At 73.3% G+C, this 25,112-nt stretch carries 15 protein-coding genes; 10 read left to right on the top strand and 5 right to left on the bottom strand.

The features are described 5' to 3' along the window. Positions 1-69: 69 nt before the first annotated feature. Both ACFO3Q_RS00405 and ACFO3Q_RS00400 read right to left on the bottom strand, forming a co-directional pair. Positions 70-2,316 carry a S9 family peptidase gene (locus tag ACFO3Q_RS00405; RefSeq protein WP_377002537.1) on the bottom strand — a complete coding sequence of 749 codons (2,247 nt, stop codon included), beginning with the start codon at positions 2,314-2,316 and terminating at the stop codon, positions 70-72. Positions 2,317-2,354: 38 nt separating this feature from the next. After that, positions 2,355-3,050, bottom strand: a complete 696-nt coding sequence (locus tag ACFO3Q_RS00400; protein ID WP_377002535.1) for a glutathione S-transferase N-terminal domain-containing protein — start codon at positions 3,048-3,050, stop codon at positions 2,355-2,357. 179 nt (positions 3,051-3,229) lie between these two features. On the opposite strand from ACFO3Q_RS00400, the gene ACFO3Q_RS00395 reads away from it, so the two are divergent. From ACFO3Q_RS00395 to ACFO3Q_RS00380, 4 genes are all read left to right on the top strand, one after another. Then, positions 3,230-3,448 carry a hypothetical protein gene (locus ACFO3Q_RS00395; protein ID WP_377002534.1) on the top strand — a complete coding sequence of 73 codons (219 nt, stop codon included), beginning with the start codon at positions 3,230-3,232 and terminating at the stop codon, positions 3,446-3,448. Positions 3,449-3,552: 104 nt separating this feature from the next. Then, positions 3,553-6,957 carry an EAL domain-containing protein gene (locus tag ACFO3Q_RS00390; protein WP_377002533.1) on the top strand — a complete coding sequence of 1,135 codons (3,405 nt, stop codon included), beginning with the start codon at positions 3,553-3,555 and terminating at the stop codon, positions 6,955-6,957. 34 nt (positions 6,958-6,991) lie between these two features. Continuing rightward, positions 6,992-9,172 carry a DNA helicase II gene (gene uvrD / locus ACFO3Q_RS00385; RefSeq protein ID WP_377002532.1) on the top strand — a complete coding sequence of 727 codons (2,181 nt, stop codon included), beginning with the start codon at positions 6,992-6,994 and terminating at the stop codon, positions 9,170-9,172. Further along, positions 9,169-10,278, top strand: coding sequence for a TRAP transporter substrate-binding protein (locus tag ACFO3Q_RS00380; RefSeq protein ID WP_377002531.1), 1,110 nt, complete (start codon positions 9,169-9,171; stop codon positions 10,276-10,278). Before uvrD ends, ACFO3Q_RS00380 begins: the two co-directional genes overlap by 4 nt. Positions 10,279-10,288: 10 nt before the next feature. On the opposite strand, the gene ACFO3Q_RS00375 is transcribed toward ACFO3Q_RS00380, so the two are convergent. Continuing rightward, complete coding sequence (locus tag ACFO3Q_RS00375) at positions 10,289-10,759, bottom strand: DUF2782 domain-containing protein (RefSeq protein WP_377002530.1); 471 nt, start codon at positions 10,757-10,759, stop codon at positions 10,289-10,291. 228 nt (positions 10,760-10,987) lie between these two features. Here ACFO3Q_RS00375 and polA point away from each other — a divergent pair, with 228 nt between their 5' ends. Continuing rightward, positions 10,988-13,747, top strand: coding sequence for a DNA polymerase I (gene polA / locus ACFO3Q_RS00370; protein ID WP_377002529.1), 2,760 nt, complete (start codon positions 10,988-10,990; stop codon positions 13,745-13,747). A 579-nt stretch (positions 13,748-14,326) separates the two neighbouring features. Further along, a complete protein-coding gene (locus ACFO3Q_RS00365; protein WP_377002528.1) occupies positions 14,327-14,500 on the top strand; it encodes a DUF1328 domain-containing protein in 174 nt (57 codons plus the stop codon). A 273-nt stretch (positions 14,501-14,773) separates the two neighbouring features. On the opposite strand, the gene hemF is transcribed toward ACFO3Q_RS00365, so the two are convergent. Both hemF and ACFO3Q_RS00355 read right to left on the bottom strand, forming a co-directional pair. After that, on the bottom strand, positions 14,774-15,688 hold the full coding sequence (gene hemF, locus ACFO3Q_RS00360) for an oxygen-dependent coproporphyrinogen oxidase (protein ID WP_377002527.1): 915 nt from the start codon (positions 15,686-15,688) through the stop codon (positions 14,774-14,776). Between the two features lie 154 nt (positions 15,689-15,842). Further along, entirely contained in the window at positions 15,843-18,191 is a 2,349-nt protein-coding gene (locus ACFO3Q_RS00355) for a S9 family peptidase (protein ID WP_377002526.1), read from the bottom strand. A gap of 217 nt (positions 18,192-18,408) precedes the next feature. On the opposite strand from ACFO3Q_RS00355, the gene ACFO3Q_RS00350 reads away from it, so the two are divergent. The 4 genes from ACFO3Q_RS00350 to ACFO3Q_RS00335 all read left to right on the top strand — a co-directional run bounded on the left by ACFO3Q_RS00350 (position 18,409) and on the right by ACFO3Q_RS00335 (position 25,030). After that, positions 18,409-19,809 carry a cytochrome ubiquinol oxidase subunit I gene (locus ACFO3Q_RS00350; RefSeq protein WP_377002541.1) on the top strand — a complete coding sequence of 467 codons (1,401 nt, stop codon included), beginning with the start codon at positions 18,409-18,411 and terminating at the stop codon, positions 19,807-19,809. Next, positions 19,806-20,822, top strand: a complete 1,017-nt coding sequence (gene cydB / locus ACFO3Q_RS00345) for a cytochrome d ubiquinol oxidase subunit II (protein ID WP_377002525.1) — start codon at positions 19,806-19,808, stop codon at positions 20,820-20,822. The genes ACFO3Q_RS00350 and cydB overlap by 4 nt, the downstream gene beginning before the upstream one ends. Before the next feature lie 655 nt (positions 20,823-21,477). Beyond that, a complete protein-coding gene (locus tag ACFO3Q_RS00340; RefSeq protein ID WP_377002524.1) occupies positions 21,478-21,756 on the top strand; it encodes a YcgL domain-containing protein in 279 nt (92 codons plus the stop codon). After that, positions 21,749-25,030, top strand: coding sequence for an ankyrin repeat domain-containing protein (locus tag ACFO3Q_RS00335; RefSeq protein WP_377002523.1), 3,282 nt, complete (start codon positions 21,749-21,751; stop codon positions 25,028-25,030). The genes ACFO3Q_RS00340 and ACFO3Q_RS00335 overlap by 8 nt, the downstream gene beginning before the upstream one ends. Positions 25,031-25,112 lie beyond the last annotated feature (82 nt).

Raw genomic sequence — 25,112 nt, 5'->3', positions numbered from 1 at the left:
GCGCTGGCTTGTTCTTCGACATCCCATGAACATACCGGATGAATGTCGATTCAGCCTAGCGGTGGCGCCTCAACGCCGCAGGCAGCGCCCGAAGAAGTCCTCGGTCAGGCGCAGCCGGTGCAGGTTGTCGGCGCCGCGCAGGCCGTGCTTGGCGCCGGGGTAGGTCATCAGCTCGAAGGCGGTGCCGCGCGCCTGCAGGGCGCTCATGAGCTGGGTGGCGTTGGTGAACAGCACGTTGTCGTCGGCCATGCCGTGGATCAGCAGCAGGCGCGAGGTCAGGCCGTCCAGGTGGGTGAACACCGAGGCGTCGCGGTAGCCGTCCGGATTGGCGTCGGGCAGGTCCATGTAGCGCTCGGTGTAGTGGGTGTCGTAGAGCGCCCAGTCGGTCACCGGCGCGCCGGCGACGCCGCAGGCGTAGTCCTCCGAGGCGCGGGCCAGCAGCATCAGGGTCATGTAGCCGCCGTTGGACCAGCCGTGGACGCCGATGCGCCCGCCGTCGACCCAGGGCTGGCTGCGCAGCCAGACCACGCCGGCGCGCTGGTCGTCGACCTCCACGGTGCCCTGCCGGCGGTGCAGGGCGGACAGGAAGGCTTGGCCGCGCCGCGGTGTGCCGCGGTTGTCGAGCGAGAAGACCACGTAGCCCTGCTGCGCGAGGTACTGGTTGAAGTCCGGCGCCCAGGTGCGCCGCACGGTCTGCGCGGCGGGGCCGCCGTAGACGAACACCACCACCGGGTGGCGGCGCGCCGGGTCGAAGCCCGCGGGGCGGATCAGGCTGTAGTGCAGCGGGGTGCCGCCGTCGGCGGCGGTCAGGGTGCCGTACTCGATGGGAAGGTGGGCGGCCCTGAAGGGGGCGTACGGATGCGCCGGGTCGTCGAGGTCGTTCTCGACCAGGGTGGCGATGAGGCTGCCGTCGGCGCGGTGCAGGGTCGTCTGCGGTGGCGTGGTCTCGTTCGACCACAGGTCGACGAACACCGTGCCGGTCCGGGCGAAGCGCACGTCGTGCCAGCCGGGTGCGCGGGTCAGGCGCACCGGCTCGCCGCCGGCCAGCGGCACCGCGTAGGCGTGGCGTTCCAGCGGGGACTCACGGGTCGCGCTGAAGAACAGCGTGCCGGCCTCGGCGTCCAGGCCCAGCACGTCCTCGACCATCCACTCGCCTTCGGTGAGCCGGCGCGGCGCGCCGTTCCCGGCCAGCGGATGCACGTAGAGGTGGCGGAAGCCGTCCTGCTCGGAGGCCCAGAGGAAGTGCGCGCCGTCGGGCAGCACGCGGAAGGCGTCGTGCAGGTTGACCCAGGTGTCGCTGGTCTCGGTCAGCAGGATGCGCTGGCCGCGGCCGTCGACGTCGGCCAGCACCAGGTCCAGCCGGCGCTGGTCGCGGCTCTGGCGCTGGAAGGCCAGCCGCCGCGCGTCCACCCAGTCCACCCGCGCGAGGTAGATGTCGCGCTCGGGCCCGAGGTCGATCCCGACGATGCGCGGCGCGCCGCCGCGGCCGGCGCCCAGCCGGGCGACGTGCAGGGTGACCAGCACGTTCGGGTCGCCCGCGGCCGGGTAACGCTGCTCCACCACCTCGGTGCGGTCGGCGTGGATCTCGTAGCGCCGCTGCACCGGCACCGGCGATTCGTCGATGCGGGCGAAGGCGATGGCGGAATCGTCGGGCGCCCACCAGTAGCCGGTGTGGCGGCCCATCTCCTCGTCGGCGACGAACTCGGCGACGCCGTTGCCGATGGTGTCGCTGCCGTCGTGGGTGAGGCGCCGCTCGGCACCGCTGGCCAGGTCGATGATCCAGAGGTCGCGCGCGCGCACGAAGCTCACGTAGCCGCCCTGCGGCGACAGCTTCGGGTCGGTGGCGAAGCCGCCGCCGTGGGTCAGCCGGCGCACCGCCTCGCCGCGCGGCGCGTCGAGGTCGTACAGGTAGAGCTCGCCGCCGAGGGGGAACAGCAGCCGCCGCGCGTCGGGCGCCCACTGGTACTCGACGATGCCCGACAGCGCGGCGATGCGCTGGCGCTCGCGGCGCGCCCGCTCCTCGTCCGACAGCACCTCCTCGCCCGGCAGCACCTCGCTGGAATCGACCAGCATGCGGGTCTGGCCGCTGGCGATGTCGTACTCCCACAGGTCCAGGCGGTTGCGGTCGTCGTCGCGCCCGCGCAGGAAGGTGACCCGCGAGCCGTCCGGCGCGACCTGCGGCCGCATCAGCGAGGGGCCGGAGAGCGGGGCGTCGCCGGTGAGGGCTTCCAGGGTCAGGCCCTGGGGCGGGGGCGTGGCGGCGGAGGCGGGAAGGACGAGGCTCATCAGCAGCAGGGCGAGGAGGATGGAACGCATGCGTGGGTCCGGAAGCGGGCGGGAAGCGGGGCGATGGCTCAGCGCGGGGCCTGGCCGAAGAGCTGGCGGCGCTCGTCCTCGCCGAGCGGCTTGCCGGCGTTCGGGTTGACCTGCGCGGTCAGCGCGTAGGCACGCTGCGTCGCCGGCCGCGCGGCGATGGCCTCCTTCCAGCGCCGCACCTCGGGGAAGGGCGTCATGTCCATCGGGGCGCCCGCGTACGGGTCGACCCACGGGTAGCAGGCCATGTCGGCGATGGTGTACTCGTCGCCGGCGATGAAGGCGCGGCCGGCCAGGCGGCGGTCGAGCACGCCGAGCAGGCGCTGGGCCTCGCGCCCGTAGCGCTCGATGGCGTAGGGGATCTTCTCCGGCGCGTACACGTTGAAGTGCCCGTACTGCCCGGTCATGGGCCCGAGCCCGGCCATCTGCCAGAACAGCCACTCCAGGGTCTCGATGCGCCCGCGCGGCGAGGCGGGCAGGAAGCGCCCGGTCTTCTCGGCGAGGTAGAGCAGGATGGCCCCGGACTCGAACACCGTCTGCGGCGCGCCGCCGTCGGCCGGCGCGCCGTCGACGATGGCCGGCATCCGGTTGTTGGGCGAGAAGGCCAGGAACTCCGGCCTGAACTGCTCGCCGGCGCCGATGTTGACCGGCCGGATCGTGTACGGAAGCCCCGCCTCCTCCAGGAACAGGGTGATCTTGTGGCCGTTCGGGGTGGGCCAGTAGTACAGATCGATCATGGCTGCGGCTCGCGGGCGGAAGGGGCGCACGACTCTACATCCCGCGGCCGCGGCGTGCGCGGCCGCGGAGGCCGCGGCGCCCCGCACCTGCCCCGCCTTTCCCGCACGGGGCGCGGCTTCACCTCGTCTCCCGCGTCCGGTGGGTTCACTTCACCCCACCTTCCCGTACAGGAACCGCCATGCGCACACCCGCTCTCGTCATCGGCATCCTCCTGCTGGTCGCCGGCGGGCTGATCTCCGCCGGCGTCATCAACTTCCAGCGCGAGGAACAGGTCGCGCAGGTCGGCCCGCTGGAGATCAACCGCACCACGACCGAGCGGCCCCGCCCGACGATCGGCTGGATCCTCCTCGGCGCCGGCGCGCTCGCCGTGGTCGTCGGCGTCGCCGCGAAGAAGTAGGCGCCCCGCCGGCCGCGCAGTGCGGCCGGCACCCGCGGCCGGCGCGCCGCTCCGCCCGCCGCGGTTGACGGCCGCCGCGGCGCCGGCACTAATCTCGACGGACGATGAACCCGGAATCCGTGTCAGGGGACGGCGGGGCCGCGCCGCGTACCGCAGGGCGCGGCAGCCGGCTGCGGATCTGGCTGATCGTCGCCGGCATCGCCGGGAGCGCGGCCGGCGCCTTCGCCTTCGTGCTGTGGCACAGCTACGAGATCCGCATGGAGGCCGGAGCGCGGCAGGCGCTGTCCGAGGTCGGCGCGCTCGACCGCCAGCTGCAGCTGCGCCTGGGCAACCTCGAACGCGCCCTCGCGGGCATCCTCGACGACGCGCAGACCTACGCGGAGACCGCACCGGAGGAGGCGCCGGCGCTGGTCGCCCGCGCGATGGGGCAGGTGCTCGCGCGACACCCCGAACTCGCCGATCTCCGCCTGCGTGCCGCGCTTCCGGACGGCCTGCTGCAGGCCGACGCCGACCACTTCCACGTCGGCCTGCCGGAGCAGGCCGCCGGCGACGCCTGGGAGCTGCCGCTCTACCTGGCGCGGCCGCTGCGGCTGGACGGCCCGCAGTGGCTGGAGGCGCGCCTGCGCATCGCCGTGCTCGACCGGACCCTCGACGAGGGGATCGCGCCGGACTGGGGCATCGCCGCCCTGATCCGGACCGACGGCGTGCTGCTGTCGCGCTCGGCCGGCTTCCCGCGCTTCGCCGCGGCCGACCTGTCGCGGACGCCCCTGTTCCGCGCGGTGCAGGCGTCGGACGAGGCGCGCGTGGTCGATGAGGTGAGCGCGCTGGACGGCGAGCGCCGCCTCAGCGCGTTCCGGCGGATGCCGGACTACCCGCTGGTGGTCACCCGCGGCATCCCGCGCAGCACCATCCTCCCCTCCTGGGTCCCGCTCGCCACCACCGGCAGCGCCCTGCTCCTGCTGATGCTGGTCGCCTCGGTGCTGCTGGCCGGCGCGCTCGCGCGCGCGGTGACCCGGCGCCGCGCCTTCCAGGCCGAGCGCGACCGGCAGGCCCTGCGCGTCGCCACTGCGGAGGAGAAGGCGCAGCTCGCCGAGGCGCAATACCGCTACCTGTTCGAGCGCCACCCCCTGCCGGTGCTCGTGGTCGACCGGAGGAGCGGAAGGCTGCTGGAGGCCAACGCCTCGGCGGTGCGCTTCGGGGGCTGGCCGCGCGAGACGCTGCTGGCGATGAGCGTGGTCGAGCTGGCGGCGGAGGAGGACCGCGCCGTCGCCGCCGAGGCGCTGGCCGTGCCCATCGCCGAGGCCGGCTGGGAAGGCCGGACCCGGCGCCTGCGGCGCGCCGACGGCAGCACCTGGATCGCCGAGCTGTACGCCAGCGACCTGCGGTTCCGCGGCCTCGACGCGCGCATGCTCCTCGCGGTGGACATCACCGCACGCGCGGAGGCCGAGGACGCGCGCGCGGTGAGCGAGGAGCGCTTCCGCCTGGTCGCGCGCGCCACCAGCGACGCGATCTGGGACTGGAACCTGCTCGACGACACGGTCTGGTGGAGCGACGAGTTCTTCGCGCTGTTCGGGCGGGTTCCCGGCGCCGACGACAGCACCGTGGCGGACTGGCAGCGGCGCGTCCATCCCCACGACCTCGCCGACGTCATGGGCGAGTTCGGGCCGGCGCTGCGCGGCGAGCGCGAGGGCTGGCACGTCACCTACCGCTTCCGGCGCGGGGACGGCAGCTGGGCGCGGGTCGAGGAGCACGGCGCGGTCATCCGCGACGCCGACGGCAGGACGGTGCGGGCGGTGGGGAGCATGGTCGACGTGACCCAACGGCTCAGCGACGAGGCGGAGCTGCGCCTGCTGCGCAACGCGGTGGAATCGGCGGAGGACGGCATCGTCATCGCCGACGCGCGCGATCCGGACATGCCCCTGGTCTACGTGAATCCCCAGTTCGAGAAGATGAGCGGCTACGCCGCCGCGGAGGCGCTGGGCCGCAACTGCCGCTTCCTCCAGGGCAACGATCGCGACCAGGTCGGCCGCCGGGCGCTGGCTGCGGCCATCGAGAGCGGACGCGACGCCCGCGTGCTGCTGCGCAACTACCGCAGGAACGGCGAGATGTTCTGGAACGAACTGCTCGTCACGCCGGTGCGCAACCCCGCGGGCGAGACCACCCACTACCTCGGCATCCAGAACGACGTCACCGAGCGCCAGCGGATCCAGGAGCAGATCGCGCACCGCGCGACCCACGACGACCTCACCGGCCTGCCCAACCGCCAGTTGCTGCTCGACCGCCTCGCCCAGGCGCTCAAGGCCGCGGCCCTGGCGGGGCAGCGCGTCGGCGTGGTGTTCCTGGACGTCGACGACTTCAAGCTCATCAACGACAGCCTGGGGCACGCGGTGGGCGACGAGGTGCTGCGCCAGGTCGCGCAGCGGCTCGCGCGGGGCGTGCAGCCCACCGACACCGTGGCCCGGTTCGGCGGCGACGAGTTCGTGGTGGTGCTGGGCGAGCGGTCCGGCGACGACATGGACGCGGCCATCGCGCGCCTGTTCGCCGGCTTCGGCGAGCCCTTCGAGGCGCAGGGCGCGGTCTTCCACATCACCCCCAGCATGGGCTACAGCCAGTTCCCGCGCGACGGCGCCGACGCCGACGGCCTGCTGCGGCGGGCGGACATCGCGATGTACGAGGCCAAGCGCCGCGGCCGCAACTGCGCGGTGCCCTACGCGGCCGCGCTGGACCGCGGCGCCAGCGAGCGCCTGCAGCTGGTGTCGCAGCTGCGCGAGGCGCTGCGCGCCGGGCAGTTCGTGCTGTCCTACCAGATGCAGTACGACCGCAACGGCGCAGTGGTCGGCGCCGAGGCGCTGCTGCGCTGGAACCATCCCGAGCGCGGCCTGCTCGCGCCGGGCCACTTCATCGGCGTGTGCGAGGACAGCGGCCTGATCGTCCCGGTCGGGCGCTGGGTGCTGCGCGAGGCGGCGCGCGCCCATGCGCGGCTGAAGGAGGCCGGCTTCGGCTGGTTCCGCATCGCGCTGAACGTCTCGGCGACGCAGTTCCAGCAGGGAATCGCCGACGACGTGGCGGCGGTGGTGCGCGAGTTCGACCTGCCCCCGGGCGCGATCGAGATCGAGCTGACCGAGAGCGTGGTGATGGCCAATCCCGAGGCGGCGGTGGAGAGCATGCAGCGCATGCGCGAGGACGGCATCTGCATCGCCATCGACGACTTCGGCACCGGCTATTCGAGCCTGGCCTACCTGCGACGCCTGCCGCTGCACCGGCTCAAGATCGACCGCGCCTTCGTGCGCGACCTGGGCTCCGGCGGCGACGACGAGACCATCTGCATCGCCATCATCAACCTCGCCCAGAGCCTGGGGCTGAAGGCGACCGCCGAGGGCGTGGAGACCGAGGCGCAGTGGCGCTGGCTGCAGGACTGGGGCTGCGACGAGATGCAGGGCTTCCTGTTCGGGCGGCCGGTGCCGCTGGAGGCCCTGCTCGACGACCTCCGCGCACGGCACCCGCGCTGACCGCGGCGCGGCGCCCCGCCGGTACAATGGTCGGATGGACGTTTCCCACCTGCTGGACGCGCTGAATCCCGCCCAGCGCGACGCCGTTTCCGCCGATCCGGGGCATGCGCTCGTCCTCGCCGGCGCCGGTTCCGGCAAGACCCGCGTGCTCACCCACCGCATCGCCTGGCTCATCGAGGTCCTGGGCGTGCCGCCGCACGGCATCCTGGCGGTGACCTTCACCAACAAGGCCGCGGCCGAGATGCGCCACCGCGTCGAGGCGCAACTGGCCGCCGGTCCGCTCGGTCCGCGCCGCGGCATGTGGGTCGGCACCTTCCACGGCATCGCCCACCGCCTGCTGCGCCAGCACTGGCAGGAGGCGCGCCTGCCGGAAGGCTTCCAGGTGATGGACGCCGACGACCAGCTGCGCCTGGTCAAGCGCGTCGTCGCCGACCTCGAACTCGACGAGGGCCGCTATCCGCCGCGCCAGGTCGTGTGGTGGATCAACGGCCAGAAGGACGAGGGCCGGCGCCCGCAGCACATCCAGCCCGCCGGCGGCGACGTCTACGGCCAGGGCCTGCTGCGCGCCTACGCCGCCTACCAGGAGCGCTGCGATCGCGCGGGGCTGGTCGACTTCGCCGAGCTGCTGCTGCGCGCGCACGAGCTGCTGCTCAACAACGAGGCCCTGCTGATCCACTACCGGCGCCGCTTCGGCCAGATCCTGGTCGACGAGTTCCAGGACACCAATGCGGTGCAGTACGCCTTCGTCCGCCTGCTGGCCGGCGACACCGGGCAGGTGATGGTGGTGGGCGACGACGACCAGTCGATCTACGGCTGGCGCGGCGCGCGGGTCGAGAACGTGCAGCGCTTCCTGCAGGACTTCCCGGGCGCCCGCACCATCCGCCTGGAACAGAACTACCGTTCCAGCGCGAACATCCTCGCCGCGGCCAACGCGGTCATCGCCCACAACCCCTCGCGGCTGGGCAAGAAGCTCTGGACCGACAGCGGCCAGGGCGAGCCGGTGGACCTCTACGCCGCGTACAACGAGATCGACGAGGCGCAGTACGTGGTCGGGCGCATCCGCCAGTGGGTGCGCGACGGCGGCGCCTACGGCGACTGCGCCATCCTCTACCGCTCGAACGCGCAGTCGCGCGCCTTCGAGGAGCAGCTCATCGCGCAGGGGCTGCCCTACCGCGTCTACGGCGGCCTGCGCTTCTTCGAGCGCGCCGAGATCAAGGACGCGCTCGCCTACCTGCGCCTGGTCGCCAACCGTGCCGACGACGCGGCCTTCGAGCGCGCGGTGAACACGCCGGCGCGCGGCATCGGCGGCAAGACCCTGGACGAGGTGCGGCGCCTCGCGCGCAGCGAGAGCCTGTCGCTGTGGGACGCCGCGCTGCGCCAGGCCGGGGGCGCCGCCCTGCCGGCGCGCGCGCGCAACGCGCTGCGCGGCTTCGTCGACCTCGTCGAGGGCCTGTGCGCCGACTGCGCCGGCGCCACGCTGGCCGAGCAGGTCGATCACGTGCTGCTGCGTTCCGGCCTGCGCGACTTCTACGCCAACGAGTCGCGCGGCCAGGTCGAGTCCCGGCTCGAGAACATCGACGAGCTGGTGTCGGTGGCCTCGCGCTTCGCCCGCAGCGAGGACGACGAGGGCATGCCCGAGCTGGTCGCCTTCCTCGCCTACGCCTCGCTGGAGGCGGGCGACAACCAGGCCGAGGCCGGCGCCGAGGGCGTGCAGCTGATGACCCTGCACAGCGCCAAGGGCCTGGAGTTCCCGATCGTCTTCCTGTGCGGGCTGGAGGAGGGGCTGTTCCCCGGCACGCGCTCGATGGAGGAGCCGGGCCGGCTCGAGGAGGAGCGCCGCCTCGCCTACGTCGGCATCACCCGCGCCCGGGAGAAGCTGGTGCTGTGCTACGCCGAGGCGCGCCGCATCCACGGCTCGGAGATGTACGGGGTGCCGTCGCGCTTCGTGCGCGAGATCCCGGGCGAGCTGCTCAACGAGGTGCGCCCGCGCGTCAACGTGTCGCGCCCGGCCTTCGCCGGCCGCTTCGCGCAGCCGCTGAAGGAGGAGGCGCAGGGCGCGTTCGCGCTGGGGCAGGCGGTGCGCCATCCGACCTTCGGCGTGGGCACGGTGACCGACTACGAGGGCAGCGGCAGCCACATGCGCATCCACGTCAACTTCGAGGAGGCAGGGCCCAAGGTGCTGATCCTGGCCTACGCCAAGCTGGAAGCGGCATGAGCCCGGCGCGAGGCGCGACCCGCCGCGGCGTGCGCGGCGCCACCGCCGGCACCGCGCTCGCCGCCGGCCTCGCGGCCTGCGGCGCACCGCAGCCGCCCGAACCCGCGCGGCGCGAGCCCACGCGCCGCTGGCGCATGGCCACCACCTGGCCCGCCGGCTTCCCCGGCCTGGGCGAGGGCGCGCGCTGGCTCGGCGAGGCGATCACCGAGGCCTCGGGCGGGCAACTGCAGGTCGAGGTGGCGCCCGCGGGCGTGGCGGTGCCGACCTTCGACGTGTTCGACGCCGTCGCGCGCGGCACGGTCGAGATGGGTCACGCGGCGAGCTGGTACTGGATGGAGAAGGCGGCCGCGATGCCGCTGTTCACCGCAGTGCCGTTCGGCCTCGATGCCGAGGAGACGCTCGCCTGGCTGCACCAGGGCGAGGGCCTGGCGCTGTGGCGCGAGCTCTACGCCCATTTCGGGCTGATGGTGCTGCCGGCCGGCAACACCGGCATGCACATGGCCGGCTGGTCGCGCCGGCAGATCCGCAGCCTGGCCGACCTGCAGGGGCTGCGCATCCGCATGCCGGGCCTCGGCGGTCAGGTCATGGCCCGCGCCGGGGCCCAGGTGGTGCCGACCGCCGGTGCGCAGCTCGTGGAGGCGCTGGAGCGCGGACGGCTGGATGCGGCGGAGTGGATGGGGCCCTACAACGACCTCGAATTCGGCCTCGAGGGCGCCGCCGGCTTCTACTACTTCCCGGGCTGGCAGAAGCCGCAGATGACCGCCGAGTGCCTGGTCAACCTCGATGCCTGGAACGCGCTGCCGGAACACCTGCAGCGCCTGGTGGCGCTCTGCTGCCGCGCGCTCGACGCCGGGATGCTGGCGCACTACGCCGTGCGCAACCAGGAGGCGCTGGACCGCATCGTCCGCGCCGCGCGCGCGGAGCTGCGGCGCCTGCCCGAGGACGTGCTGGTGGCGCTGCAGCGGGCCGCGGAGCAGGAGCTCGGGGACCTCGCCGCCGCGGACCCGTTCGCGCGGCGCGTGATCGAGTCGCAGCGCGCCTTCCGCGCGCGCGGCGCGGACTGGCGCACGGTCTCGGCCGAGGCCTACGCCGCCGCCCGCGGCTGAACCCGGGTGCTCAGCGCCACTCGTAGAGCGTGTAGAACACCGGCGACACCGGCGCCCGGCCGTCGCTCTCGTCGAGGTAGCCGTCGCCGTTGGTGTCCAGCAGGGTGTAGGACACGCCGCGGGTGGGCGTGACCCGCACCATGGTCAGGCGGCCGCCGTTGCGGTACTCCTCGACCACGTCGCCGTTGTCGAGCGTGCGCACCTGCACGGTCAGGTCCTCCGGCGGATTGCGCGGGTCGTTCGCCCGCGCCGGCCCGCCGGTGATGCGGCCCTCGCCCTCGGCCCCGGCGCGCGCCGGCGCCGGCGCCGGCGTGGCGGCGCCGGGCTCCGGCGGCAGGCGCAGCGTCGGGTCGTCGATCTCGACCGGCTGCGCCCGCACGCCGGGATCGTCGATGGACGGCGGCGGCAGGGGCTCGGGCAACGGCGCCTGCGCCAGGACCGCGGGCGCGACGGCAAGGAGCGGAATCAGCAGCGCACGCATGGCGGCGTTCTCGGGACGGGGAGGTCGAGGATGGCTTACGGGGCGTGGAGGCTCAAGCAATATGGGTGGGGCGGGAAGGGGGAATCGGGAAGGGGGACCTGGAAGCAGCAGGAGACCGGGAGGACGCGCTCCGGACGAAGCCTGGCAAGAGCGCCAACCCGGACGAACTGCACGACCTGCGGGTCCCCATTCCCGATTCCCCCTTCCCGCTTCACCTAGAATGCCCCCATGCCACGCCTAGTCCTCATCGACGGGTCTTCGTACCTGTATCGCGCCTTCCATGCCCTGCCGCCGCTGACCAATGCGGAGGGCGAGCCGACGGGGGCGCTGTTCGGGGTGGTCAACATGCTCCGCGCGACGCTGAAGGAGGCGCCGGACTACGCCGCCTTCGTGGTCGATGCGCCGGGCAGGACCTTCCGCGACGATCTCTACCCCGAGTACAAGGCCAACCGTGCGGAGATGCCGCAGGAGCTGCGCGCGCAGGTGCAGCCCATGTGCGAGATCGTGGCGGCGCTGGGCTTCCCGATCCTGCGCGAGGCGGGCGTGGAGGCCGACGACGTGATCGGCACGCTGGCGCTGGCCGCCGCGGCGCAGGGCATCGAGGTGACGGTCTCCACCGGCGACAAGGACTTCGCGCAGCTGGTGCGGCCGGGCCTGCGACTGGTCAACACCATGACCGGCAGCGTCCTCGACGACGCCGGCGTCATGGAGAAGTTCGGCGTGCCGCCGGCCCGCATCGTCGACCTGCTCGCGCTGATGGGCGACAGCGTCGACAACATTCCCGGCGTCGAGAAGTGCGGGCCCAAGACTGCCGCCAAGTGGCTGACCGCCTACGGCGACCTCGACGGGGTGATCGCGGCCGCGCCCGACATGAAGGGCAAGATCGGCGAGAACCTGCGCGCGGCGCTGCCGCGGCTGGGGCTCAACCGCACCCTGGTCACGATCAGGACCGACGTGCCGCTGGCGTTCGGGCCCACCGACCTGGCGCTGCGCCCGCGCGATGCCGGCACGCTGCGCGGCCTCTACGCGCGCTACGGCTTCACCCAGGCCCTGCGCGAACTCGACGGCGGGACCGCCGCCGATGCCGCGGCCGAAGGCACGCTGCGCAATACCGCGGCCGGCTACGCGCGCTCGGGCGCCGCGCCGGCGGAGGCGCCGGATCCCGCGCTCGGCGGCAAGGGCGAGTACGAATGCGTCACCGCGCCCGAGGCGCTGGCCGCGTGGGTCGAGCGCCTGCGCGCGGCGCCGCTGTTCGCCTTCGACGTGGAGACCGACGCGCTCGACGCGCTGCGCGCGCGCCTGGTGGGCCTGAGCTTCTCGGTCGAGCCGGGGCGCGCCTGCTACGTGCCGCTGCTGCACGACTACCCCGGCTGCCAGCCGCAGCTCGACGTCGAGACCGTGCTCGGCATGCTGCGTCCGGTGCTGGAGGACCCCGCCGTCGCCAAGGTCGGGCAGCATGGCAAGTACGACCTGCACGTGCTGCGCCGCTACGGCATCGCCGTGCGCGGCTACGCGCACGACACCATGCTGCAGTCCTTCGTGCTGAATTCCACCGCGAGCCGGCACGACATGGATTCGCTGGCCGCGCGCTATCTCGGCTACACCACGACGCGCTACGAGGACGTGTGCGGCAAGGGCGCCAAGCAGATTCCGTTTTCCCAGGTCGAGCTGGAGCACGCCACCGGCTACGCGGCCGAGGACGCCGACGTCACCCTGCGCCTGCACCGCGCCCTGCATCCGCGGCTGGAGGCCGAGCCGGCGCTGCTGTCGGTCTACACCGACATCGAGATGCCCCTGGTCGAGGTGCTGGCGCGCATCGAGGCCAACGGCGTGCTGGTCGACGCCGACGAACTGCGCCGGCAGAGCCACGACCTCGCCCTGCGCATGCACGAGGCCGAGCAGCGCGCGCACGCGCTGGCCGGGCGTCCCTTCAGCCTGGAGTCGCCCAAGCAGCTGCAGGCCATCCTGTTCGACGAACTCGGGCTGCCTGCGCTGGTGAAGACCCCCAAGGGCCAGCCCTCGACCAACGAGGACGCGCTCGAGGCCATCGCCGACCAGCACGACCTGCCGCGGCTGATCCTGGAGTACCGCGGGCTGGCCAAGCTGCGCGGCACCTACACCGACAAGCTGCCGAACTCGATCAACCCGGACACCGGGCGGGTGCATACCAGCTACCACCAGGCCGGGGCGGCGACGGGGCGGCTGTCGTCGTCGGACCCGAACCTGCAGAACATCCCGATCCGCACCGAGGACGGCCGCCGCATCCGCCGTGCGTTCGTGGCCCCGCCCGGGCGCAGGATCGTCGCCTGCGACTACTCGCAGATCGAGCTGCGCATCATGGCCCATCTCTCGGAGGACCCGGGCCTGGTGCGGGCCTTCGAGGGCGGCGTGGACGTGCACCGGGCGACCGCCGCCGAGGTGTTCGGCGCCGGCGCCCCCGAGGCGGTGACGGCAGACCAGCGCCGCGCGGCCAAGGCCATCAACTTCGGCCTGATGTACGGCATGAGCGCCTTCGGCCTGGCGCGGCAGCTCGGCATCGCGCGCGGCGAGGCGCAGGACTACATCGCGCTGTACTTCGCGCGCTACCCCGGAGTCCGCGACTTCATGGAGCGCACCCGCGAGCAGGCGCGCGAGCGCGGCTACGTCGAGACCGTGTTCGGCCGCCGCCTCTATCTCAACGACATCGCCTCGCGGAACCAGGGCCTGCGCGCCGGCGCCGAGCGCGCGGCGATCAACGCGCCGATGCAGGGCACGGCGGCGGACATCATCAAGCGCGCGATGATCGAGGTGGACGCCTGGCTGGCGGGGCAGGGCGGGCGCGCCGCCATGATCATGCAGGTGCACGACGAGCTCGTGTTCGAGGCCGACGAGGCCTTCGTGCCGGAGCTGGTGCAGGAGGTCGGTCGTCGCATGCAGGCCGCCGCCACGCTGCGGGTGCCGCTGGTCGTGGACGCCGGCGTCGGCGGCAACTGGGACGAGGCGCACTAGCCGCCGGACGCGCGTCCAGGGGAGGCCCGGGCCGCGCCGCAGGCCCGCTCGGCTGTGCGCGTCCGACCATTACGCGCCGCCGGGAGCGCCGTCTCGACGTCGGCATGTGACGACGTGATGGCCCGGAGACGCATTTCGTCCGGTTTCGCTGGCGGTGGCGTGAACGCTGCGTGGACGGTGCCGCCGCCGCGCCGCGCGCGGCCGCACCGCGAGGGCGCCGACAGCAGCACTGAACGCGTTGGCGGCACACTCGTAGCATGAAAACGTTTTCATCGGGATGAATTAGCACTGAATGTAACGTTTCGCTAACGAGTTTCTTCACGAACTGTGCAGGCGGTTCTTGGTCTCATAGGTCGCGACGGATGCAAGGTCCGTCGCCGGATCCGCCCTCTCCCCTGGGTGAGGATCCCGGAAGACGGCCCCTCCCCAGGCTTAGTCTTCCACCGACCCCGCAGGCTACCCCCTGGCCTGCGGGGTTTTTTGTGCCCGTTTTCCGGCCGGCGCCGCTGGCACGCCGCAGTCACGGCCGGCGTGGCTTGATCCCGCTACCGCCGCACCGCGGCAGACGCCGGAGATCGCATGCTCAAGCTCGCCCTCTTCTTCCTCGTCGTCGGCCTCATCGCCGGCGCCCTCGGCTTCACCGGCCTGGCCGGCGCCTCCATCGGCATCGCCAAGGTGATCTTCTTCATCGCCCTGGCCCTGTTCCTGCTGTTCCTGGTGCTGATGCTGGTGGGGGTGAATCTGTTCCGGTAGGGCGCTGGAGGGGCACGGGCTCAGGGCTCGGGGCGTTGGGCTTGGGGCTTGGGGCCTGGGGCTCGGGGCTCGGGGCATAGGGCTCGGGGCATAGGGCTCGGGGCATAGGGCTCGGGGCATAGGGCTTGGGGCATAGGGCTTGGGGCATAGGGCTTGGGGCATCGCGCGAGCGTGGATGCCTCAGCCCCGCGCCCAAAGCCGCCGGGGCCCTGAGCCAGCCCCCACGGTCAAGCCCAGGCCCTGTGCTCCGAGCCCCGAGCCCTAGAGCCCCAGCTAAGCCAGCTCCCCCAGCCAGTCCCGCGGCCGGAGGTAGTCGGCCAGGCGGGCTTCGGCCGAGCCGGGCTCGGGGGTCCAGGCGTACTCGAAGCGCACGCGCGGCGGCAGGCTCATCAGGATCGATTCGGTGCGCCCGCCGGACTGCAGGCCGAACAACGTGCCGCGGTCGTAGACCAGGTTGAACTCCACGTAGCGGCCGCGGCGGTAGAGCTGGAACTCGCGCTCGCGCTCGCCGTAGGGCGTGTCCCGGCGGCGGCCCACGATCGGGAGGTAGGCGTCCAGGAAGCCGTCGCCGACGGCGCGCTGGTAGGCGAAGCTGGACTCGAAGCCGTCCTCCGCGAGGTCGTCGAAGAACAGGCCGCCCACGCCGCGGGTCTCGCCGCGGTGCCTGAGGAAGAAGTACTCGTCGCACCAGCGCTTGTGCGCGTCGTAGCGGGCCTGGCCGCCGAACGGCTCGCACAGGTCGCGCGCGACGCGGTGCCAGTGCAGCACGTCGTCGTCGAAGGGATAGAAGGGCGTCAGGTCGAAGCCGCCGCCGAACCACCAGATCGGCGCGCGCCCCTCGGGGCGCGCCTCGAAGTAGCGCACGTTGGCGTGCGTCGTGGGCAGGTAGGGGTTGCGCGGATGGAAGACCAGCGAGACGCCGCAGGCCCGCCAGGGCGCGCCCGCGAGTTCGGGGCGGTGCGCCGTCGCCGAGGGTGGCAGCGTCGCGCCGGCGACCTCGGAGTAGCCCACGCCGGCCTGCTCGAACACCGCGCCGTTCTTCAGCACCCGGGACCGCCCGCCGCCGCCCTCGGCGCGGATCCAGGCGTCCTCCTCGAAGCGCGTCCCGCCGTCGACGTCGGCGATGGCGGTGCAGATGCGGTCCTGCAGCGAGCGGAGGTAGGACTGGACGGCGGCGATGTCGGGCATGGCGGGGTGGGGCGGGTGGTGGGCTGGAGGCGGCGCCGGGGCCTATGGGCTCGGGGCTCAGAGCTCAGGGCTCGGGGCTCAGGCGGGCGGGCAGAGGCCCTGTGCCCTCTGCTCTGCGCCCTGTGCCCTGCCCGGCGCGTCCGGCCCCGCTCCCTCACTCCTTCAGCGCGCGCTCGAAGAGCTTGAAGATGCGGCGGTACTGGTCGAACCAGGCGTCCGGCTCCACGTAGCCGTGCCGCTCCAGCGGGTACGAGGCCAGCTCCCAGTTGTCCTTGCGCAGCTCGATCAGGCGCTGCGCCAGGCGCACCGAGTCCTGGTAGAAGACGTTGTCGTCCATCATGCCATGGGCGATCAGCAGGTGGCCCTGCAGGCCCTCGGCGAGCTCGATCGGCGAGGAGCGGCGGTAGGCCTCGGGGTCGAGGTCCGGCGTGTTGAGGATGTTGGACGTGTACTGGTGGTTGTACTGCGTCCAGTCGGTGACCGGGCGCAGCGCGGCGCCGGCATGGAAGCGCTCCGGCTCGCGGAACATCGCCATGAAGGTCATGAAGCCGCCGTAGCTGCCGCCGTAGATGCCCACGCGGTCGCGGTCGCCCTGGTGGTTCTCGACCAGCCAGTCGATGCCGTCCAGGTAGTCCTCGAGCTCCGGGTGGCCCATCTGCCGGTAGATCGCGGTGCGCCAGTCGCGGCCGTAGCCGGCGGAGGCGCGGAAGTCGAGGTCCAGCACGATGTAGCCGGCGTCCACCAGCGCGTTGTGGAACAGCTGCTCGCGGAAGTAGTTCGGATAGCCGGCGTGCACGTTCTGCAGGTAGCCCGCGCCGTGCACGAACAGCACGATCGGGTAGCGGCGCCCCGGTTCCATGTCGGCCGGCCGGTAGAACTTGCCCCAGATGGTGCCGGCGCCATGCTTCGAGGGCACCTGCACGAACTCGGGCTGCACGAAGCTGCGCGCGGCGTACTCGGGCGTGCGGGTGTCGGTGAGGCGGCGCGCCTCGCCGCCGGTGGCCGGCAGCACCGCGAGCTGCGGCGGGACGTAGCTCGACGACCAGCGCACCAGGAGCTGGTTGCCGTCCGGCGACTGCACGAAGTCCTCCACGCCGTCGAGCGCGGTCAGCTCGCGGACCTCGCCGCCGTCGACGCCGGCCTGGCAGACCTCGTAGTCGCCCGGCCAGGCCTGGTTGCACTTGAACAGCCAGCTGCGCCCGTCGGCGGCCAGCACGGGGCTGGACACCTCCCATTCGCCGCGGGTGAGCTGGCGCGCGTTCTGTCCGGGCCGCTGCGTGTAGAGGTGCGAGTAGCCGGACTCCTCCGACAGGAACCACACCGTCTCGTTGTCCGGCAGCCAGCCGAGGTCGTTGAAGCTCCAGTTGATCCAGGCATCGTCGGTGAGCCGGTGCAGCGGCTGCAGGCGGCCGTTGGCGGTGTCGACGGTGGCGATCCAGCGGTCCTTGTTGTCCACCGCGCGCAGCATCACAGCGGCGCGGGTGCCGGCGTCGTTCCAGACGATGCGGTCCACGCGCACCACCCGGCGGCCCTCGAGCGGCGGCTTGCCGGCGGCCTTGCGCAGGTCCGCGAGCGGATCGGTGGTGATGCCGGGCAGGATGCCGAGTTCGAGCTCGCTGGCCTCGCCGCTGGCGAGGTCGACCAGCTTGAGCGCGTGGCCGCGCGGCGCGTCGCGGCCGACGCGCACGCGCACGTCCTCGAACTCCTCGTAGCCGGACTCGGTGACGTACTTCGGCATGCGCCCGGTACGGCCGCCGCCCTCGCGCGGATCCGGCCCGGTCGCCATCAGCAGCCAGCGGCCGGCCGGCGAGAGCGCGTGTTCGGCGGCGACGGTCTTCTCGCCGAGATAGACCGGGCGCGGCACGCGGGTGGGATCGGCGGCGCGCTGTGCGTCGGCCTGCTCGCGCTGGGCGTCGCGCTCGGCCTTGCGCTTGGCGAGCGTCGCGATCAGCCGCAGCTGCATGTCGCGCATCGCGTCCGGTGCGGGGTCGGCCGCCGGGTCCTTCTCGGCCTTCAGTTCGGCAAGCACGCCGGCGGTGCCGTTGGGGCGCCAGCCGTACCAGGTGTTCCCCACGCGCCAGATCAGGCCGGCGCCGTCGGCGTCGAAGCGCAGGCCGTCGGCGGCGCTGGTGCCGCGCCAGACCTGCACCAGGACCCCGTTGCGCAGGTCGCGCAGGAAGACGTCGCCGTTGCGGACGTAGGCCATGCGGGTGCGCCCGCGGTCGTAGACCGGGCGCGCCGCGTCGATCGCGGCCAGGCCCGCGTCGTCGACCACCTCGCCGCGCTCGGCGTCGATGGCCTGCGTCCAGGTGTCGCGCAGGTTCGAGCCCTCGCGCTTGAGCGTGTAGTGCACGTTCGCGCTGTCCCAGGCCCACCAGGCGCGCTCGACCGGCGGCCCGATCCAGTCGGGATCGGCCATGGCCTGCTCGACCGTCATGGTCTCCTGCGCCACGAGCGGCGAGGCGAGAAGGGCGAGCGAGAGCAGGGAAACGGTCACGCGCATGCTGGAGTCCGGTCTGGAAGCGGACCGGAAAGGGTAGCAGCCGGGGCGGAACGGGCCTGTGCCGGAGGTCTTGGGTGTGCGGGTGCAGCATCCCTGCGGCAATCGGTCGCGCCGGCTTGACGCTCCGAGCACATGGGCCGCTGCTAGAGTCCCCGACGCGCTGCGGCCCACGCGGCGCGCCCCGCGCACCGCGCCAACCAGGGAGTCCGCCGTGGATCTGGACCCGCTCCTCCTGTCGCGCATCCAGTTCGCCTTCGTCGTCTCCTTCCACATCCTGTTCCCGGCCACCACCATCGGCCTGGCGAGCTGGCTGGCCTTCGTCGAGTGGCGCTGGCTGCGGACCGGCAAGACGGTGTGGCGCGAGCTGTACTTCTTCTGGACCAAGATCTTCGCCGTCACCTTCGGCATGGGCGTGGTGTCCGGCATCGTCATGACCTTCCAGTTCGGCACCAACTGGGCCGGGCTGTCCTCGGCGGCCGGCAGCATCCTCGGGCCGCTGCTGAGCTACGAGGTGCTGACCGCGTTCTTCCTCGAGGCGTCCTTCCTCGGCGTCATGCTGTTCGGCTGGAACCGGGTGCGGCCCTCGCTGCATTTCCTCGCGACCTGCATGGTCGCCGCGGGCACCCTGATCTCGGCGTTCTGGATCATCGCGGCCAACAGCTGGCTGCAGACGCCCGCCGGCTTCGAGGTCGTGGAGGGGGCCTTCCATCCCGCGTCGTGGAGGGAGGTCATCTTCAATCCGTCCTTCCCGATCCGCCTGACCCACATGGTCATGGCGGCCTTCCTCGCGACCTGCTTCATCATCGGCGGCACCGGCGCCTGGTACCTGCGGCGCAACCGCCACGTGGAGGAGGGGCGGCGCATGCTGCGCCTGGCGGTGGTGTTCGCGGCGATCGTCGCGCCGACGCAGATCTTCATCGGCGACCTGCACGGCCTGGGCGTGCTCGAGCACCAGCCGTCCAAGCTGGCCGCGATCGAGGGCCACTGGGACCACGGCGAGGAGGGCGCGGGCGTGCCGTTGGTGCTGTTCGCGATCCCCGATGCCGAGAACGAGCGCAACATCGCCTCTGTCGAGGTGCCGCGGCTGGCCAGCCTCATCCTGACCCGCAGCCTCGACGGCACCGTGCCCGCCCTGGCGGACTTCGCTCCCGAGGACCGCCCGCCGGTGTGGCCGGTGTTCTGGGCGTTCCGGGTGATGGTCGGGCTGGGCTTCGCCATGCTGCTGCTGGCGGCCTGGTCCCTGGTGCAGTGGAAGCGCAAGCGCCTCTACACCTCGCCCGCGCTGCTGCGCGCCTGGGCGTGGATGTGGCCGAGCGGGCTGATCGCGGTCGTGGCCGGCTGGATCACCGCCGAGATCGGCCGCCAGCCCTGGGTGGTGTTCGGCCAGCTCCGCACCGCCGATGCCCTCAGCGACATCAGCGGCGCCGCGGTCGCGACCTCGCTGACCGCCTTCGTGGTGATCTACTTCGTCGTGTTCGGCACCGGCGGCTGGTTCATCGCGAACATGATCCGCCGCGGCCCCGCCGTGGTGGAGCCGCCGCAGCACGACACGGAGACCAAGAGCGCATCGCGGCCCATGTCGGCCGCCGACGACGAGCCGCTGGAGGGCACGCGATGAACTGGGATCTGGAGACCGTCCTGCCGGTGGTGTGGTTCGGCATCATCGGCGTCGGCGTGCTGATGTACGTGCTGCTCGACGGCTTCGTGCTCGGCATCGGCATCCTCGCCGCCTTCGCCGAGGACGAGAGCCAGCTCGACGTCAGCATGAACACCGCCGCGCCCATCTGGGACGGCAACGAGACCTGGCTGGTGCTCGGCGGCGTCGGGCTGTTCACCGCCTTCCCGCTCGCCTACGCGATCCTGCTCCCGGCGCTCTACCTGCCCGTGCTGGTGATGCTGCTCGCGCTGATCTTCCGCGGCGTGGCGTTCGAGTTCCGCTTCAAGGCCCGGCGTTCCCGCCGCCTGTGGGGCGCGGCCTTCGCGATCGGTTCGATCCTCACCGCCTTCTCGCAGGGCGTGATCCTCGGCGCACTGGTCGAAGGCATGCCGCTGCAGGAAGGCCGCTACGTCGGCGGCGTGTTCGACTGGTTCAGCCCGTTCTCGATGATGACCGGCATCGCCGTGGTGTTCGGCTACGCACTGCTGGGCAGCACCTGGCTCATCCTCAAGACGGAAGGCCGCCTGCAGGAGGTCGCGCGCGCGCTCACCCGCCCGCTGGTGGCGGTGGTGGTCGCCTTCATGGCGCTGGTCAGCACCTGGCTGCCGTTCCTGGAGTCCGGGGTCATGGCGCGCTGGTTCGAGGGCTCCAACTTCCTGTGGCTCTCGCCGATCCCGCTCCTGGCGGTCGTCAACGCCCTGGCCCTGTGGCGCGCGGTGATGAACCGCGCCGAGGTCGCCCCCTTCGTGCTCGCCATGACCTTCTTCGCGCTGGGCTTCGTCGGCCTGGTGATCGGCATGTGGCCCAACCTGATCCCGCCGGACCTCGACATCTGGCAGGCCTCCTCGGCCCACTCGAGCCAGGTCTTCAGCCTCGTCGGCGTCATCATCCTGCTGCCCATCATCATCGGCTACACCGCCTGGTCGTACTCGGTGTTCAGGGGGAAGGTGACGGCGGAGAGCGGGTATCACTGAGGGTTGGGGCTTGGGCTCGGGGCTCGGGGCTCGGGGCTCGGGGCTCAGGGCTCAGGGCTCAGGGCTCAGGGCTCAGGGCGTAGGGCGTAGGGCGTAGGGCGTAGGGCGTAGGGCGTAGGGCGTAGGGCGTAGGGCGTAGGGCGTAGGGCGTAGGGCGTAGGGCGTAGGGCGTAGGGCGTAGGGCGTAGGGCGTAGGGCGTAGGGCGTAGGGCGTAGGGCGTAGGGCGTAGGGCGTAGGGCGTAGGGCGTAGGGCGTAGGGCGTAGGGCGTAGGGCGTAGGGCGTAGGGCGTAGGGCGTAGGGCGTAGGGCGTAGGGCGTAGGGCGTAGGGCGTAGGGCGTAGGGCGTAGGGCGTAGGGCGTAGGGCGTAGGGCGTAGGGCGTAGGGCGTAGGGCGTAGGGCGTAGGGCGGGAATCGGGAATCGGGAACTGGGAACTGGGAACTGGGAACTGGGAACTGGGAACTGGGAACTGGGGCTGTGCATGCCCCCATGCTGGTGCCCTGTGCCCTGTGCCCTGTGCCCTGTGCCCTGTGCCCTGTGCCAAGCCCCAAGCCCTAAGCCCCAAGCCCCAAGCCCCAAGCCCCAAGCCCCAAGCCCCAAGCCCACCCCCGGCCCGCCCCACCTTTATTCCCCGCCGCTTTGGCGCGAGAATCGCGTGTCTCACCGCGTCGGGAGCGCCATGCAGGCGTACGTCTACAGAAGCCGGCGCAAGGCCGATACCTACCTCTATCTGCGCGAGAAGGACGCCTTTGCGCTGGTGCCGGAGCCGTTGCAGGCCCAGCTGGGGGTGCTGGAGTTCGTGCTCGAGGTCGTGCTCGAGCCGGGGCGGCGGCTCGCCCGGGCCGATGCGGACGTGGTCCGGGCCGACCTGATCGAGCGCGGCTTCTACCTGCAGTTGCCGCCACCGCCCGGGGGCGTCCCCACCGATGGTTGACGCCGCGGCGCGGCGGCGCGGTCTGGCCGCGCTCGCCGCGGGGATCCTCGTGGCCCTGCAGGCGATCTGGATGCCGGGAGCGCTGGCGGCGCTGGCCGCCGCGCTGGCCCAGGCGCCGCTGGCGCTGGCCTGGGGCTGGCTGGGCGGAACCCGCGCCGGCCCGGAGCGCCCGGGCCGCTGGCTGCGCGATGCCACCGCCCTGGCGCTGCTGTGGGGCGGTGCCGTGCTCGGCGCGGGCCTGCTGGCCTGGCTGCCGGCGAATGCCCTCCACGCCACCGGCCGGCTCGCCGCCGCCCTGACCCTCAGCGGCGCGGTCGGCCTCGGGCTGGTCGTGCTCTGGCGGCTCTGGCCGATGTACGCGCGCGCCTCCCGCGAGGGCGGCGGCTTCGCCACGCTGACCGCGCACCTCGTCGAGGGCGAGGCCGCGCTGGGGCGGGGCATGGTGGTGGCCGCCGTCGTCCTGCTCGTCGCGCTCGCCGCGGCGGCGCTGGCCTGGCCACCGGCCGCGGGGCTGCGGCCCGCCCTGGCCGTGGGCCTGGCGGTCCTCGCGCCGCTGCTGCACGCCCTCGTCCACCGGGTCGGGACGGTGCCCGCGCTGCACCTTCCCGTCGAGGCCGCGACGCCGGCCGCGACGGCTCCGCCGCCCGTCGAGGAAGAAGAGGACGAGCCGGGCACGCCCGACGAGCGCCTCTACCGCGCGGCACGGGCCGGCCGGGTGGACGCCGCGCTGGCGGCGCTGGCCGCCGGGGCCGATCCGCACGCCCTGCCCGCACCCGACGACCGCGACCAGCGCACGCTGGCGATGCTGGCGGCCCTGCACGCCGACCTGCGCCTGCTGCGCGAGCTGATCGCGCGCGGCGTCGAGGTGGATCGCCGCCACGGCGGGCTCACCGCCCTGCTGGTCGCCACCCGCGACAGCTGGCACGGACGCCCGGAGGCGGTGACCACGCTGCTTGCGAACGGCGCCGATCCCCGCCTGGCCGACCCGCACGGAGAGACGCCCCTGCACCACGCCGCGCGCAGCAGCGACGCGGCAGTCGCCGCCCTGCTGCTGGATGCCGGCGCGGCGCTGGAAGCGCGCGACGCCGAGGGCAACACGCCGCTCTCCGCCGCCTGCGCCGCCGGCAGCTGGCGGCTGGCGCGCTTCCTTCTGGAACGCGGCGCTCGCCCCGAGCCGGCCGGCGGCCGGCCGGCGCTGCTGGCCGCCGCGGCCGGCGACGACGATCCCGCCGGCGTGGCGCTGCTGCTGCGCCACCGCGCCCGGGTCGATGCCGCCGACGCGCAGGGCCGCACCGCGCTGATGGTCGCCAGCGCCGCCGGCAACGCCGAGATCGTGGCCGCCCTGGTCGCCGCCGGCGCCACCCTCGACCTGCGCGACCGTGCGGGGGCCAGCGCCCTGCTGGAGGCCGCGCGTGGCGGTCACCTGGCGGTGATCGAGGCCCTCGCGCGCGCCGGCGCCGATCCCGGCGGCAGCGATGCCGAGGGTCGCAACGCCCTGGTCGTGGCCTGCGAGGCCGGGGTCGAGCCCGAGGTGCTCCGGGCCCTGCTGGCGCACGGGGTCGACCCGCAGCAGGCCGACGCGCAGGGGCGCCGTGCGCTCGACCATGCGCTGTCGGCGGGACGCTGGCGTCTCGTCGCGGTGCTGGACCCGGGCTTCCCCCTGCCGGCCAGCGTCGCCGACGGACTGGAGCCGGCCGCGCCGCGCACGCCGCGGCAACTGATCGCCGACAACCTCGCGGCAGGTCGCGTGGACGCCGCCGGCGGCCTCGTCGCCGCCCAGCCCGAGTCCGAGCGGACCGGCCTCCTGACCGGGCTCCTGCCGGACTTCGCCGCCGAGGGCGACGCCGCCGCCTTCGACTGGTTGCTGGCGCAGGGGGCCGACCCGGAGGCGCCGCTCGACGACGGCGACTGCGTGCTGTTCCGGCTGCTCGCGCGCGGCGCGGTGGCGGATGCCGCGCTCCGCCGGCTGCTCGCCCACGGCATCGTGCCCGCCGGGCGCGGCGGCCTGATGCGCTACCTCGCCGCCTGCTTTGAGAACGAACACGTGGCGCGCGCGCACGAGCAGACCGCCATCGACCTCCTCGAGCACGGCGCCGACCCCCACGGCGGCGACGGCGACCCGCCGCTCTCCCTCGCCATCCGCCTGGGCTGGCTGCGGCTCGCCGAGCGCCTGCTGGAAGCGGGCGTCTCCACCGAGGCGCGCGACGCCGCGGGGATGACGCCGCTGCACCTCGCCTGCGCGCTCGGGCGCGGTTCCGCGGTGCGGCTGCTGGTCCGCCACGGCGCTTCCCCGCATGCGCTGGCCCCCGACGGCCAGAGCCCGCTCGGCATGGCCCTGGCGGACGCGCGGCGCGACCTCGCGGTGTGGCTGGAGTGGCGCGACTGGCCGCTGCCCCCGCGGCCGCTGCGGCCCAGCGACGTGCCGGCGGCGGCCATGGCCGGCGACGCCAGCGCCGTCGAGCGCCTGATCGACCTCGGCCTGCCGATCGACGCGGTCGACGACCAGGGCTGCACCGCCCTGCTGCGCGCGGCGGGCGGCGGCCACCTCGCCCTGGTCGAACGCCTGCTCGCGCGCGGCGCCGACGTCACCCTCGCCGCCCACACCGGCGCGACGCCGCTCTCGGCGGCGATCAGCAGCCGGCACGTGCGGATCGTCGAGGCCCTGCTCGCGCACGGCGCGTCGGTGACCCAGACGCTCCCCGGCGGCGTCGCGCCCCTGATGCTCGCCGCCGCCCTCGGCCTGCCCGAGATGACCGCGCGCCTGCTCGCCCACGGCGCCGACGTGCACGCCCGCGACGAGCAGGGGTTCACCCCGCTGCACGGCGCCATGCTCTACGCCTTCGGCGCCGACGACCGCCCGCGCGTGCTCGCCCTGCTCGATGCCCTGCTCCTGGCCGGCGCCGAGGCCGACGTGCAGGCCGCCGAGGGCCATACGCCCCTGCTGCTGCTGCTGGGCGCGCGGGCCGAGCCCGGCAGCGCCTGCGACGAGGACGTGCTGCTGGCCGCGCTGGAACAGCTGCTGGGCGAGGACATCTCCCTGCTGACGCGCGACGCGCAGGGCAACACGGCCCTGCACGTCGCCGCCCGCCACGGCCTGCGCCGGGTGGTGCAGCGCCTGCTGCGCGACGGCGCCGACCGCTGGCAGCGCGACCGCGAAGGCCGCACGCCCTACGACGTCGCCATCGGCCGGGGGTTCGTGGACGTGGCCGCCGAGTTCGAGCCGGTCCGCTCCAGCGTCTCGCTGGCCCGCTTCCTGCGCGATCCGGACGCGTGAGCGCGCCCCGCGCGGGCGCGCGCGTCCTCCACGCCGCTGAACGATGCGCCCATCCGCACTCGCCTTGTCATCGAGCGGCTCT

It is taken from the genome of Coralloluteibacterium thermophilum (assembly GCF_042654365.1).
GTDB classification, from domain to species: Bacteria; Pseudomonadota; Gammaproteobacteria; order Xanthomonadales; family Xanthomonadaceae; genus Coralloluteibacterium; species Coralloluteibacterium thermophilum.
The sequence above is the reverse complement of the archived record's forward strand: the minus strand, read 5'-3'. Positions and strand labels throughout refer to the sequence as shown.